The following is a 13,417-nucleotide window of genomic DNA, read 5'->3' on the forward strand; positions in this document are numbered from 1 at the left end:
CCGAACCAGTCGGGGCGTTTTTGCTTACAGCAGCAGGGTCTTACTTGCCTTCCCAGCGCTTGAGCACCAGGGTGGCGTTGGTGCCGCCGAAGCCGAAGCTGTTGCTCATGACCGTGTCGATCTTGGCGTTCTCTTCGGTTTTACGCAGGATCGGCAGGTCAGCGACCTCCGGGTCCAGCTCGTCGATGTTGGCGGAGCCGGCGATGAAGTTGTTCTCCATCATCAGCAGGCAGTAGATTGCCTCGTGAACACCCGCGGCGCCCAGGGAGTGGCCCGACAAGCTCTTGGTCGAGCTGATCTTCGGCGCCTTGTCCTTGAATACCTCGCGAACACCTTTCATCTCGGCAACGTCACCGACCGGGGTCGAAGTGCCGTGGGTGTTCAGGTAGTCGATCGGGGTGTCGACGGTGGACAGGGCCTGCTGCATGCAGCGGATGGCACCTTCGCCGCTCGGTGCAACCATGTCGTAGCCGTCGGAAGTAGCACCGTAGCCGACGATTTCGGCGTAGATCTTGGCGCCGCGGGCCAGGGCGTGTTCCAGTTCCTCGACCACCACCATGCCACCACCGCCAGCGATGACGAAGCCATCACGGTCGGCGTCGTAGGCGCGCGAGGCCAGTTCCGGGGTGTCGTTGCGCTTGGTCGACAGGGCGCCCATGGCATCGAACAGGAACGACTGGCTCCAGTGTTCTTCTTCACCGCCACCGGCGAAGACGATGTCCTGCTTGCCCCACTGGATCTGCTCCAGCGCAGTACCGATGCAGTGTGCCGAAGTGGCGCAGGCCGACGAGATCGAGTAGTTGATGCCCTTGATCTTGAACGGGGTGGCCAGGCACGCCGAAACGGTGCTGCCCATGGTGCGGGTAACGCGGTATGGGCCGACGCGCTTGACGCCTTTCTCACGCAGGGTGTCCAGCGCTTCCATCTGGTTCAGGGTCGAGGCGCCGCCGGAGCCAGCCACCAGGCCGGTACGCGGGTTGGACACCTGCTCTTCGGTCAGGCCGGAATCCTTGATCGCGTCCTGCATCGCCAGGTAGGCGTAGGCAGCAGCGTGGCCGACGAAACGGTAGACCTTGCGGTCGATCAGTTCTTCGAGGTTGAGGTCGATGGACCCGGAAACCTGGCTACGCAGCCCCATTTCCTTGTATTCCGGGTTGTAACGGATACCCGGACGGCTGTTGCGCAGGTTTTCGGTGACGGTAGCTTTGTCATTGCCCAGGCACGATACGATGCCCAGACCAGTGATAACGACGCGGCGCATGCGAATAACCCTTAGAAATTGTCAGTGGAGGTGAACACGCCGACCCGCAGGCCTTCGGCAGTGTAGATCTCGCGGCCGTCGACGCTGACCGAGCCATCGGCGATGGCCATGTTCAGCTTGCCCTTCAGGACGCGCTTGATGTGAATGTTGTAGGTGACTTTCTTGGCGGTAGGCAGAACCTGACCGAAGAACTTCACTTCGCCCGAACCCAGGGCGCGACCGCGGCCCGGCAGACCCTGCCAGCCGAGGAAGAAACCGACCAGCTGCCACATGGCGTCGAGGCCCAGGCAGCCTGGCATGACAGGGTCGCCTTCGAAGTGGCAGGCGAAGAACCACAGGTCCGGGGTGATATCCAGCTCGGCGACCAATTCACCTTTGCCGTACTTGCCGCCTTCTTCGCTGATATGGGTGATGCGATCGACCATCAGCATGTTCGGCGCGGGCAGTTGCGCATTACCTGGGCCGAACAGCTCACCGCGACTGCAGCGCAGCAGGTCTTCCCGAGTAAAGGCGTGTTGTTTGGTCATGCGAGCTCCTCAATAACCCCCTGTGGCAGGGGATGAATCTTCCCGGCCGGCCCGAAAAACCATCGGCTTCGGGGCGGCAGCCTACAGGTAGACTATTGCGTTGTGGTGAAAGTCACAGCGCACCTGGCGAAAGAAGTACAGGTGTGCACTGAAACGTCTATTTTCAGGTCCGATGAAGATCCTGTCCAGTGTTTAAGACTGCCGCACTTTAGCATTTATCGCCAGTCGCGGTTGTCTGACCGGGCAACCAGCGTTGCATTACCCGCTGCAGTTCGATGCGGCGCAAGGGTTTGCTCAGGTAGTCGTCCATGCCGGCGGCCATGCAGCGCTCGCGGTCGCCGTCGAGGGCATTGGCGGTCAGGGCGATGATCGGTAGCCCGGCACCATTGGCCAGCTGGCGGATACGCCGGGTCGCTTCATAGCCGTCCAGGTGCGGTAAACGGCAGTCCATCAGCACAGCGGCAAAACGCTGCCGGCCGACCAGTTCAACCGCCTCGAGGCCATCCTCAGCCGTGCACACTGTCAGCCCCAGGCTGCGCAGCATGGCCTCGATGACACTCTGGTTGACCGGGTTGTCCTCCACCAGCAGCACTTGCTCGTTGCCTGGCGGCGTCGCCTGGCTATCACTGTGGGGCGGCAGTGGCACGGGAGCAGGGCTGGCCAGGGCCAGTGGCATTTCCAGGGTAAAGGTCGAACCCAACCCCTCGCGGCTTTCACCGCGCAGCTTGCCGCCCATGCGTTCGGCCAGGGTGCGGGCGATCGACAGGCCCAGCCCGGTGCCGCCGTAGCGTCGGGAAATCGAGCTGTCGGCCTGCTGGAACGCGACGAACATCATCTCCAGGCGCTCGCTGTCGATGCCGATGCCGGTGTCGCGCACGCTGCAGGTCAGCCAGATCAGTTGCCGGTCGAGTACCTGCCAGTGCGCTTCGACCTGTACCTGGCCGTGCTCGGTGAACTTCAGCGCGTTGCCTACCAGGTTCAGCAGGATCTGGCGGATGCGGGTGGGGTCGCCGTTCACTTGCAATTGCTCGACCCCGGCCGGCAAGTGCAGGTGCAGGCCTAGGCCACGCTGCTGGGCGCTGTGCTGGAACGACTGGACACTGCTGGTGATCAGCTCGCCGAGGTTGAAGTCGATATGCTCCAGCTGCAGCGCGGCGCGTTCGATGCGTGAGAAGTCGAGAATGTCGTTGATGACTTTGAGCAAATGCCCGGTGGACTCGCTGGCCACTGCAGTGTAATCGGCCTGTTCGTGGCTTAGCGGGGTGGTTTCGAGCAATTGCAGCATGCCCAATACGCCGTTCATCGGGGTGCGCAGCTCATGGCTCATCATCGCCAGGAAGTCCGATTTGGCGCGGTTGGCCTGTTCGGCTTCTTCACGTGCCTGGATCAGCTCGGCAATGGCCTGCTTCTGTTCATCGCTGGCCTGTTCCAGGGCACTGGCCAGGTTGTTGATATGGCGCGCCAGGTGGCCCAGTTCGCTGTCGTCGACCACCGGCAAGGGGGTGTTGTATTCGCCCTGCTGGATGGCCTTGACCGCATGGCCCATGTCGCTGATCGGCTTGGCCAGGCTCAGTGCCAGGCGGCGCGCGAGCAGGAAGGTGAACAGCAGGGCGAACAGCGCCAGGATCCCGGCCTTGATCACGATTTCCTGCTGGCGCTCGCTGAAGGCGTCATCGGACATGCCGACGATCACCCGGCCCAGGTAGTCGTCGCCGATGGCCGGGGTGCTGGCCTTGCCCTGCTGCAGGAAGTCGCTGTCCAGGCGGATCTGTTGCAGGCGGATCGGCGCCTGGAACACTTCGACCTGCTGAGCGCGGTTGGTGCTTTCGTCGGACTGCTCGACGTACACCAGGATGTGGTTGCGGCTGTCCTGCACCTCGAGGAAGCGCACATGGGGGATGCTGAGGGTAGCCCGCATCAACCCTTCGAGCACTTCGTTGTTGCCCGAGATCACCCCGTATTCCGAAGCGGGTGCCAACTGGTTGGCGATCAGTTGCCCGGTGTGGTTGAGCTCCTGACGCAAGTCCTGGATACGCACGAAGGTAAAGAAGCTGATCAGCAGCAAAGTCAGCAGCAGGGCGGGGCCTAGGCTGATGATCTGGGTGCGGGTATGGATATCCCAGCTCAGGCGCTTGCTCATGGGGTGGGTTCTCCTTCGGCCAGGGCCTTGGCGGCGGCGTTCGGATCGATCGGTTCAAGGCCCAGGGCGCGTGCGACCTGCTGGTTGCCACTGACGCCGTAGCGAGCCGGATACAGGCTGCGTGGCCAGCGCGAGGGGGGCTGGTCGAGCAACTGGTCAAGCTCCGCCAGCCAGTCATCCTGGTCGCTGAACGTGCTGGCCAGGGCGCCGGCGCGCACGAAGCCGGCGTTCGGGCCGATCAGCGCCATCTGCCGGCCATAGCTGCTGAGCAACAGGTTTTTTGCGGTCTTGGAGTTGTACAGGTTGGGGTCGTCAACGCCCAGTAGCACATCACTGCTACCCAGCAGTTGCTGCAGCGGCCGGCTGTCCCGTGGGTCGGACCAGTTCTGGGCGACGATCTCCAGGCCCAGCGGGCGGGCGGCATGGCGCAACTCGTCAAGCAGAAAACTGCTGTGCTCGCCGTACAGCACGCCGATGCGCTGGGCTTGCGGCAACAGGTAGCGCGCCAGGCGCAATTGCCGGCCCGGTGGTGCGTCGCTCCACAACAAGGTGAGGAACGCGGGTCGCGACTTTCCCAGGCGTTGTTCAGCCTGTACCCGGCTGACCCGCATGACCAGGGCCGGCGGCCCGGCGGTTTCGCCCAGGCGCCATTCCAGCGCGACGTTGTCGAGCAGGATCAGGCGCTGGTCGGCCTTGAGCTTCCCGGGGCGTGGCAGGTCGGTGGTGGTCTGGAACTGCACATGGTCATGCGGCCGGCGGCTTTCCAGCGCGGCAACGAAGCTGCGGATGCCGGGCTGGTCTTCCGCGCCCACCAGCAAAATTTCGCTGGCTGACAATGGCCCCAGTGGCCACAGGCACAGCAGCACCAGGCGCAGCAGCAGGGCCATCAGAACTCCAGCTCCGCGCTGACGCTCAGGCGGTGACGGCTTTCGTAGCGGTTCTGGATTGCTGTGGTCGGCTGGTCGTCCAGACGCTGCTGCCACAGCGCCGCCAGCTCCAGGTTGCTGCCCTGTACCCGAAAGCGCTTGGCCAGGCGCAGGTCCAGGCGTTCATAGCGGTATTGGTTGAGTGCATCGTCGCCATAGTAGAACAGCGCGCTCGACCAGCCGGCCCCCCATTCGCGCATCCACCCGGCGGAGCCGCTGTTGCGGGCGCTGAGGCGGCGGTCGTCGGGGTTGCTGGCCCAGGCGTCGACGTAGGCGTAAGTCAGGCGCAGGCGGTCGCGCAGCGTGGGGCGCCAGTCCAATTGCGCCTCGCTGCCGCTGAAGCGGGCCTTGTTGGCGTTGCTGGCAATGTACTGGTTGTTTTTCAAGGGCTCGCTGATCATTCCGGTGATCTCGTCGTAAAACAGCTTCACATCCATGCTCAGGTCGATGTCGCTGAAATAGCCGTTGTAGCCGAGTTCGCGCGAACGCATGCGCTCCTGGTCGAGGTCACCCGGGCCACGGGTCTTGACGAAGTACTCTCCGTTTTGCTGGCCAAACGCGTTGGGGCTGAGGTTCTTGACCGTGTAGCTCCAGTTGATGTTGTTCTCGAACATGTCGGGCGAGCGCACTGCCTCGGAATACACTGCGCGCAGGCCATGGCGTGGGGTGATCAGGTAGTTGACCGCGACACGTGGGGTCAGCGAACTGCCGGACAGCCGCGAGTCCTCGAACATGGCGCCGCCCTGTACGATCCAGTGCTCGTCGGCGCGCCATTCCAGCTGGCCGAACAGGCGCCAGGTCTGGTCGTCGATGCTGCCGTTGAAATAGGTTTGAGAGTCGGCACGATCATAGCGGTAGTTCATGCCGCTGAGCAGGCGCAGGCTGTCGGTCAGGTTCAGCGTGTCCTGGATTTCCAGGTCATAGCGGGTTTCGCGGGTGCTCTGGTCGACGTCACCGCACACAACGTTACTGCCGCCCTGGTTGTTCCATTGGTCCTTGATCGCATCGACCAGGGCCTGTTCTTCAGGGTTGCTGCTGGAGGGCGGGTTGTTGGCCCCGCGCGCCACCAGCTCGGCGAAATTCGGGTTCAACTGCCACAGTCGGGTCAGCTCGGGGCTGAACGACAGCGCCGCATCGCAGGCGCGCCAGACCTGCTGGCGATCGAAGTGTTGTGCCGAGCCCTGGACGTAGAGGCTGTGCTCGGGGTTGAAATCGATGCTCCAGCGCACGGAGCCCGCGTAGTCCTTGGCGTTGACGTCAGCGTTGTCACCCCGCTGGGTGACATAGGGGAACACCGGCTGGTAGGTATAAGGCCGCTGATTGCTGCCTTCCTTGGCCGCCAGTTGCCACTCCAGGGTCTGGTCGACCGCCAGGTTGTGGCTGGCGCTGAGGTTGAAGCGGTTGAGGCGGCGGCTGTCGCGGTAGTCCTGGCCGAACTGGTTTTCATCGAAACCGTCGTCCTGCTGGCCGGACACCGACAGGCGCATGTTGCCGCCCTCCCAGCCGAACCCGTGGCTGAGGTAGTAATCGTTGATGCCGTCCTGGCCGCGCGTCAGCTTCATGCGTGTGCCATGGCTGTCGGCGGGGTTGCGGGTAAGGATGTTGACCACCGCCATCAGCGCGTTGGCGCCGTAGCTGACCGTGTTCGGGCCACGGAACACTTCGATGCGCTCGATATCCTCCATGGCCAGGGGGATGTCGCTCCAGTCCACGGTGGCCAGGCCGGCACGGTACACCGAGCGGCCATCGATCAGCACCTGCATGCGCCGGGCGTCATTGACGTTGCTGCCGTGGTAGTTGACCGTGGGCTGGTTGCCGGCCCCGTAGCCGATCATCATACCCGGCACCAGGCGCAGCAGTTCGGGGATGTCGCGGGCGCCGCTGGCGCGGATCAGCTCGCTGTCGAGCACGGTCATGCTGCCAGGGACCGCCGCAGGGGATTGTTTCAGCCTCGTAGCGGTCAGAACCTGCGGCAGGTCGCTGTTGTCGATGAACAGGTCGTCGGCCACGGCCGGGCCACCGAGCAGGGCGGTCAACAGCAGCAGGCGCGGGTACGGGGGCGTGCCAGGGAACACAGGGCGGCCTTGTATCAGGATTGAAACAGGCATGGTAACTGACCGTGGCGCATTTTCCAGTGATCTGCAGCGGTTTTGCAGCGTGTTGGCCTTGACGCCTTGATGGGGCGGAATCGAGCGCCGCCCGCGCGACGCACCGCGAGCAAGCCCGCGATTGCATCAGTTGCAACGTGGTCATGGCAGTGTCATTCGCGTTGCTGGCCTTGGCGCATTGCAGGCGAGCCGTATAATGGCCGGGTCGCCACTTAACTTTTGGCTTTAACGGATTGGATATGACTGAACAGCAACCTGTTGCAGTTCTGGGGGGCGGCAGCTTCGGCACCGCCGTGGCGAACCTGCTGGCGGAAAACGGTGTGCCGGTGCGCCAGTGGATGCGCGACCCGGCGCAAGCCGAGGCCATGCGCGTCAATCGTGAGAACCCGCGCTATCTCAAGGGTATTCGCCTGCACGATGGCGTTGAACCGGTCAACGACCTGCTGGCCACACTGCAGGCCAGCGAGCTGGTATTCGTCGCCCTGCCATCCAGTGCCCTGCGCAGCGTGCTGGCGCCGCATGCCGAGCTGCTGCGCGGCAAGGGCCTGGTCAGCCTGACCAAAGGCATCGAAGCGCAAAGCTTCAAGCTGATGAGCCAGATCCTTGAAGAGATCGCCCCGCAGGCGCGTATCGGTGTGCTGTCGGGGCCCAACCTGGCACGGGAGATCGCCGAGCATGCGCTGACCGCCACGGTGGTCGCCAGCGAAGACGAAAAGCTGTGCCAGCAGGTGCAGGCGGTGCTGCACGGCCGCACCTTCCGGGTCTACGCCAGTGCCGACCGCTTTGGCGTCGAGCTGGGTGGGGCGCTGAAGAACGTCTACGCGATCATCGCCGGCATGGCCGTGGCCTTGGGGATGGGCGAGAACACCAAGAGCATGCTGATTACCCGTGCCCTGGCCGAAATGACCCGATTTGCCGTCAGCCAGGGCGCCAACCCCATGACTTTCCTCGGTCTGGCCGGTGTCGGTGACCTGATCGTCACATGCTCATCGCCCAAGAGCCGCAATTACCAGGTTGGCTACGCACTGGGCCAGGGCCAGACCCTGGAGGAGGCGGTGAACCGCCTGGGCGAAGTGGCCGAGGGCGTCAACACGCTCAAGGTACTCAAGGCCAAGGCCCAGGAGGTCCAGGTGTACATGCCGCTGGTGGCGGGCCTCCATGCCATCCTGTTCGAAGGGCGCACGCTGAACCAGGTGATCGAGCACCTGATGCGCGCCGAACCCAAGACCGATGTCGATTTCATTTCTATCAGCGGCTTCAACTGAGCCAAGCAGAGCAAGGAGCGATACATGAACGATACCCCGGAGCGCGCCCAGCGCGAGTCGATCATCCTGCGGGTGCTGTGGATGCTGGTGTTCCTGGTGGTCTGGCAACTGGCCGAGTTGCTGCTGGGCGGGCTGGTGCTGGTACAGCTGATCTACCGCCTGGTGTACGGCGCGCCCAGCGCCAGCCTGATGAACTTTGGCGACAGCCTGAGCCAGTACCTGGCGCAGATCGGCCGTTTCGGCAGCTTCCACAGCGACCAGAAGCCTTGGCCGTTCGCTGACTGGCCGACACCGCGCGCCCCGGAAGGTGAAGCAGCGCACGCCGTGGCGCCGGCACCGCACCCGGTACGGGACGAGGAGCCCAAGCTGTGAAGCTGTGGGTACTGCGTCATGGTGAAGCGGAGCCCCGGGCCAATACCGATGCCGAGCGCCGCCTGACCGCCCACGGTCGCGAACAGGTGTTGCACAGCGCCGCGCGCCTGCTTGGGCAGCCGTTGCAGGCGATCATCGCCAGCCCTTATGTGCGCGCCCAGCAGACGGCAGCGCTGGTGCATGACACCCTGGGCTTTGCCGAGCCGGTGCGCACCGTGCCGTGGCTCACCCCGGAGACCGATGTGCAGCAGGCCATTGCCGAGCTCGAGCGCCTGGGGCTGGAGCATGTGTTGCTGGTCAGCCATCAGCCACTGGTAGGGACGTTGGTCGGTACGCTGGAACATGGCCACAAGCAGCACCCGGCAGCCATGAGCACTGCCAGCCTTGCCGAGCTGGAAGGGGAGTGGCCGCTGGCCGGTTTGATGACCCTGCGGGCGCTCAACGCCCCTGACTGAGCCCAGGCAAGGCCACACAGCAGCCCCGCAGATCGACGAGACAACTGGCATTTCTGCCAGTTGTCACCTTTCATCACCCCTTGCTAGCGTTGGCCCAAACACAGTCAGGGAGCGGCGCATGAGCGATGTGATGGGGGAGCTGTTGTCCTCACTGGACCTGCGAACTACCCTCGAGCAGGTTGAACAAGGCGCTTTGCTGGACTTTGCCCAGTACAGCCTGCTGCGTGAATCGGCTGAGGCCAAATTCTACCAGTTGCTGCGCAAGGTCGAAGGCAACACCGGGCTGGAGACCGCCGCCAGGCAACAAAGCGAGCACGACCTGCGCACGCTGCAACACGCCTGCCTGCGTGTATCCCACCTGCTACAAACCAGTTGCCTGGCTTTGCGCCGCCTGCAACTGTCCTGTCAGGACCAGCGCCTTGCCCGTGAAGCGCTGGAGAGCCAGCTGGCCTACATGCAAGCCTGCCTGCGCCGGTCGCTGGGCAGTTTCGACCGCTCGGCATGACCTGATAGCCCTCGCCGATGACCTTTACAAACGTTGCCGAACGGCACCGCGATACCGACAATGGGCCATTATTCCCGTCCGGACCCGGCGCCATGTCGCAGCAGATCTTCTTCGCCCATGCCAACGGTTTCCCTTCGGCCACCTACGGCAAGCTGTTCGCCGCGCTGGCGCCGGACTACCAGGTGCAGCACCTGGCCCAGCACGGTCACGACCCGCGGTTTCCGGTGGGCGAAAACTGGCAGGGCCTGGTGGACGAACTGCTGCATCACCTGGCGCAGCAGGACCAGCCAGTCTGGGGCGTTGGCCATTCGCTGGGCGGGGTATTGCACCTGCATGCGGCGTTGCGTTGCCCCGAGTACTACCGGGGAGTGGTCATGCTCGACTCGCCGGTGCTCACCCGTGCTGACCAGTGGTTGCTGCGCACTGCCAAGCGCTTTGGCTTCATCGACCGCATCACCCCGGCCGGGCGCACCTTGGGGCGCCGCGAAACCTTCGATGACCGCGACAGCGCCCGGGACTATTTTGCCGGCAAGTCACTGTTCCGTCATTTTGACCCCGACTGCCTTGACGCCTATGTCGAGCACGGCCTGCAGGCGATGGAGCAGGGCCTGCAGCTGCGCTTCGACCCGGCGACCGAAATCAGCATCTACCGCAGCATCCCCCACACCAGCCCCGCCCCCGCGCGACAGTTGCAGGTGCCGCTGGCCATGGTGCGTGGCGACCGTAGCAATGTCATTCGTCGCCACCACACCCTTGCGGTACGTGGCATGCCCAACGGTGAGTACCACAGCGTGCCGGGCGGGCACATGTTCCCATTGGAACGGCCGGCCGACACCGCCAGCCTGATCAAAGGCCTGTTCGACCGCTGGAGCCAGGCATGAGCGCGCAGGTCGAGGAAATCCGCCTGAGCCTGGGCCATATCGAACTGGCGGCGCACCTGTTCGGCCCCGAAGACGGGCTGCCGGTGATTGCCCTGCACGGTTGGCTGGACAACGCCAACAGCTTCGCCCGCCTGGCGCCACGCTTGCGGGGTCTGCGTATCGTCGCCCTGGATTTGGCCGGGCATGGCTATTCGGAGCACCGCCCGCCGGGTGCCGGCTATGCCCTGGCCGACTATGCCCATGACGTGCTGCGCGTGGCCGAGCAACTGGGCTGGCAGCGCTTCGCCCTGTTGGGCCATTCGCTGGGGGCAATCATTTCGGTGCAACTGGCCGGTGCGTTGCCGGAGCGGGTCAGCCACTTGGCGTTGATTGACGGCGTCATCCCGCCAACCGGCGCCGAACAGGATGCCGGCGAACGCCTGGGCATCGCTCTGCAGGCCCAGCTGCGCCTGGATGGCAAGCGCAAATCCGTCTACACGACGCTCGAGCAGGGCGTGCAGGCGCGCATGAAAGGCATGGTCGCGGTCAGCCGCGAGGCGGCCGAACTGCTGGCCCGGCGCGGCCTGATGCCGGTGCCCGGTGGCTACAGCTGGCGCAGCGACAGCCGCCTGACCCTGCCGTCGCCGGTGCGCCTGAGTGAAGCGCAGGCGATGGCCTATGTGCGCCGGGTGAGCTGCCCGGTGCAATTGGTGGTAGCCGCCGATGGCATGCTGGTGCGTCACACTGCGCTGTTGGAGCAGCTACCCTTTGAGCAGGTGACCCTGCCCGGTGGCCACCACCTGCACCTGAACGATGAGCAGGGCGCGGCCCTTGTCGCAGACTGTTTCAATCGCTTCTTTGGGTTTGCTTGACTTGCATCGGACAAGTGTCGAGGCTTGGCGGGTTGAAAGGGAGACAACCATGCAACTGCCAGACATCCTGGAGCTTCAATCCGGCGCAAGGCGCCGTCCGGTTCGCCAATGAGCGCGCCGCTAGCCATCCGTACCGCTGTCGCTGCCTGCCTGGCACTCGCCAGCCCCATGCTGTGGGCCGGTAGCCTGCCGGTACCCGCAGACGCCAAGGTGGTCGATCAGCGCCCGGCCGTTGAGCAAGAGCGGGTCTACCCGATGGGCCCGTTGCGCAAGATCAGTGGCCGCCTGCGGCTGGACGACAAGGTCGAAAGCCGCGGCCAGGTCAGCTCGGTCACCTATGAACTGCCGGTCGAACGCACTGCCCGCGAAGCCTTCACCAGCGCCCGCGAAGCACTGCAGCGCGACGGTGGCTACCCGCTGTTCTGGTGCCAGGGTCGCGATTGCGGCGAGGCCAGCTTGTGGGCCAACGATGTATTCGCCAACGCCCGCCTCAACGGTGGCGACGAACAGCAGGCGTTCATCCTGCTGCGTCGTTCGGCAGAAGAGGCCGACACCCTGGTCGCGTTGTACAGCGTCACACGTGGCAATCGGCGCGCCTACCTGCATGTGGAAGAGTTCGTTTCCGGCAGCCCGCTGGGCGAACTGCTGCCGACTGCGGCCACGGTGCTGCGCGAAATGCGCGACACGGGCAAGCTCGACTACCCTGACCTGGCCGCACCGCAGGACACCTGGGTCAACCTGCTGGCGCGAAGCCTGAACCTCGACAGCACCTTGCGTGCCAGCCTCAGTGGCACCCAGGCCGAAGCCTGGCGCGAAGCACTGGTCAAGGCGGGTGTGCGTAACGGTCGGCTGGAAGTTGGCAATGAGCCAACCGATGGCTTGCACCTCGAACTGATTCGATGAACGAGCGCACCATGGTCAACAATGATCGCCTGCTGGTCCAGATTCTGCTGCTGGCGTTGCTGGGTGCCGGCCTGTGGGTGATGGCGCCGTTCATCTCGGCGCTGCTGTGGGGCGCCATCCTGGCCTTTGCCAGTTGGCCACTGATGCGATTGCTGACGCGTGTGCTGGGCGGGCGCGAAACACTGGCGGCCGGCCTGCTGACCACGGCCTGGATCCTGATCGTGGCGCTGCCACTGGTGTGGCTGGGTTTCAACCTGGCCGATCACATTCGTGATGCTACGGCGTTCGTGCGTGACGTGCAGGTCGACGGCCTGCCCGATGCACCGGCCTGGCTGGGCGGCATCCCGTTCGTGGGCGAGCGCCTGGTCGGCTGGTGGCAATCACTGGACCAGCAGGGCGCGGCTCTGCTGGCCTCGCTCAAGCCTTACCTGGGGCAGGTTGGCAACTGGCTGCTGGCGCGCAGCGCGCAGATCGGCAGCGGTGTGCTGGAGCTGACCCTGAGCCTGGTGTTCGTATTCTTCTTCTACCGTGACGGCCCGCGCTTGTCAGCGTTCGTGCTGCGCTTGCTGCATCGGTTGGTGGGCGACCGTGCCGAGTACTACCTGGACCTGGTGGCTGGCACCGTGCAGCGGGTGGTCAATGGGGTCATCGGCACTGCGGCGGCGCAAGCGCTGCTGGCGTTGATCGGTTTCCTGATCGCCGGGGTGCCGGGCGCCATCGTGCTGGGCCTGGTGACCTTCATGCTCAGCCTGATCCCCATGGGCCCGCCATTGGCCTGGATCCCGGCCACGGCTTGGCTGGTGTGGAAGGGCGAATATGGCATGGCGGTGTTCCTGGGGGTCTGGGGCACCTTCGTCATCAGTGGCGTGGATAACGTGCTCAAGCCCTACCTGATCAGCCGGGGCGGCAACCTGCCGCTGGTGATCGTGCTGTTGGGGGTGTTCGGTGGCTTGCTTGCCTTTGGCTTCATTGGCCTGTTCATCGGGCCGACCTTGCTGGCGGTAGGCTACAGCCTGCTGCTGGACTGGAGCCGGAACGCGACGCAGCCGCCGCCACAGCAGTAGCCTGCGCCGCCCTTTTCGCGGGGAAACCCGCAGGTACAACACAGGCCTTGAAGGCTGTGCAGTACCTGCGGGAGCGGGCGTGCCCGCGAAGAGGCCGTTACAGGCAAACTCCAACGCTGATCTTTACGCATTCTTTATCCCCTCCCCCGCCCCCTGATC

Annotated in this window: 13 protein-coding genes; 8 read left to right on the forward strand and 5 right to left on the reverse strand. The window is 64.4% G+C overall.

Annotated elements, in window-relative coordinates:
- Positions 1-40 precede the first annotated feature (40 nt).
- The 5 genes from fabB to DMX11_RS17720 form a co-directional block, all read right to left on the reverse strand.
- Positions 41-1,261 carry a beta-ketoacyl-ACP synthase I gene (fabB, locus tag DMX11_RS17700; protein WP_110745677.1) on the reverse strand — a complete coding sequence of 407 codons (1,221 nt, stop codon included), beginning with the start codon at positions 1,259-1,261 and terminating at the stop codon, positions 41-43.
- Between the two features lie 11 nt (positions 1,262-1,272).
- A complete protein-coding gene (gene fabA / locus DMX11_RS17705; protein ID WP_008089108.1) occupies positions 1,273-1,788 on the reverse strand; it encodes a 3-hydroxyacyl-[acyl-carrier-protein] dehydratase FabA in 516 nt (171 codons plus the stop codon).
- A 208-nt stretch (positions 1,789-1,996) separates the two neighbouring features.
- Positions 1,997-3,928 (reverse strand): ATP-binding protein, encoded by a 1,932-nt coding sequence (locus DMX11_RS17710; RefSeq protein ID WP_110745678.1) that lies wholly within the window; start codon positions 3,926-3,928, stop codon positions 1,997-1,999.
- Positions 3,925-4,815, reverse strand: a complete 891-nt coding sequence (locus DMX11_RS17715; protein WP_110745679.1) for an ABC transporter substrate-binding protein — start codon at positions 4,813-4,815, stop codon at positions 3,925-3,927. Before DMX11_RS17715 ends, DMX11_RS17710 begins: the two co-directional genes overlap by 4 nt.
- The gene (locus DMX11_RS17720) at positions 4,815-6,962 is read right to left on the reverse strand and encodes a TonB-dependent siderophore receptor (RefSeq protein WP_177410758.1); all 2,148 of its coding nucleotides are present in this window, start codon (positions 6,960-6,962) and stop codon (positions 4,815-4,817) included. Before DMX11_RS17720 ends, DMX11_RS17715 begins: the two co-directional genes overlap by 1 nt.
- Before the next feature lie 239 nt (positions 6,963-7,201).
- On the opposite strand from DMX11_RS17720, the gene DMX11_RS17725 reads away from it, so the two are divergent.
- The 8 genes from DMX11_RS17725 (at position 7,202) to DMX11_RS17760 (ending at position 13,258) form a co-directional block, all read left to right on the forward strand.
- Positions 7,202-8,227 (forward strand): NAD(P)H-dependent glycerol-3-phosphate dehydrogenase, encoded by a 1,026-nt coding sequence (locus DMX11_RS17725; protein WP_110745680.1) that lies wholly within the window; start codon positions 7,202-7,204, stop codon positions 8,225-8,227.
- Positions 8,228-8,251: 24 nt separating this feature from the next.
- Positions 8,252-8,599, forward strand: coding sequence for a DUF4389 domain-containing protein (locus tag DMX11_RS17730; protein ID WP_110745681.1), 348 nt, complete (start codon positions 8,252-8,254; stop codon positions 8,597-8,599).
- The gene (sixA, locus tag DMX11_RS17735) at positions 8,596-9,054 is read left to right on the forward strand and encodes a phosphohistidine phosphatase SixA (RefSeq protein WP_110745682.1); all 459 of its coding nucleotides are present in this window, start codon (positions 8,596-8,598) and stop codon (positions 9,052-9,054) included. The genes DMX11_RS17730 and sixA overlap by 4 nt, the downstream gene beginning before the upstream one ends.
- A 130-nt stretch (positions 9,055-9,184) precedes the next feature.
- Complete coding sequence (locus tag DMX11_RS17740) at positions 9,185-9,559, forward strand: hypothetical protein (protein ID WP_110745688.1); 375 nt, start codon at positions 9,185-9,187, stop codon at positions 9,557-9,559.
- A gap of 92 nt (positions 9,560-9,651) precedes the next feature.
- Positions 9,652-10,440, forward strand: a complete 789-nt coding sequence (locus DMX11_RS17745; RefSeq protein WP_110745683.1) for an alpha/beta fold hydrolase — start codon at positions 9,652-9,654, stop codon at positions 10,438-10,440.
- The gene (locus DMX11_RS17750) at positions 10,437-11,291 is read left to right on the forward strand and encodes an alpha/beta hydrolase (RefSeq protein ID WP_110745684.1); all 855 of its coding nucleotides are present in this window, start codon (positions 10,437-10,439) and stop codon (positions 11,289-11,291) included. The genes DMX11_RS17745 and DMX11_RS17750 overlap by 4 nt, the downstream gene beginning before the upstream one ends.
- 108 nt (positions 11,292-11,399) lie before the next feature.
- Positions 11,400-12,194, forward strand: a complete 795-nt coding sequence (locus DMX11_RS17755) for a DUF4892 domain-containing protein (protein WP_110745685.1) — start codon at positions 11,400-11,402, stop codon at positions 12,192-12,194.
- Between the two features lie 11 nt (positions 12,195-12,205).
- Positions 12,206-13,258: an AI-2E family transporter gene (locus tag DMX11_RS17760; RefSeq protein WP_110745689.1), complete on the forward strand. Its 1,053-nt coding sequence runs from the start codon at positions 12,206-12,208 to the stop codon at positions 13,256-13,258.
- The last annotated feature ends 159 nt before the right edge of the window (positions 13,259-13,417 follow it).

This window comes from Pseudomonas sp. LB-090624 (assembly GCF_003205205.1).
Classification (GTDB): Bacteria; Pseudomonadota; Gammaproteobacteria; order Pseudomonadales; family Pseudomonadaceae; genus Aquipseudomonas.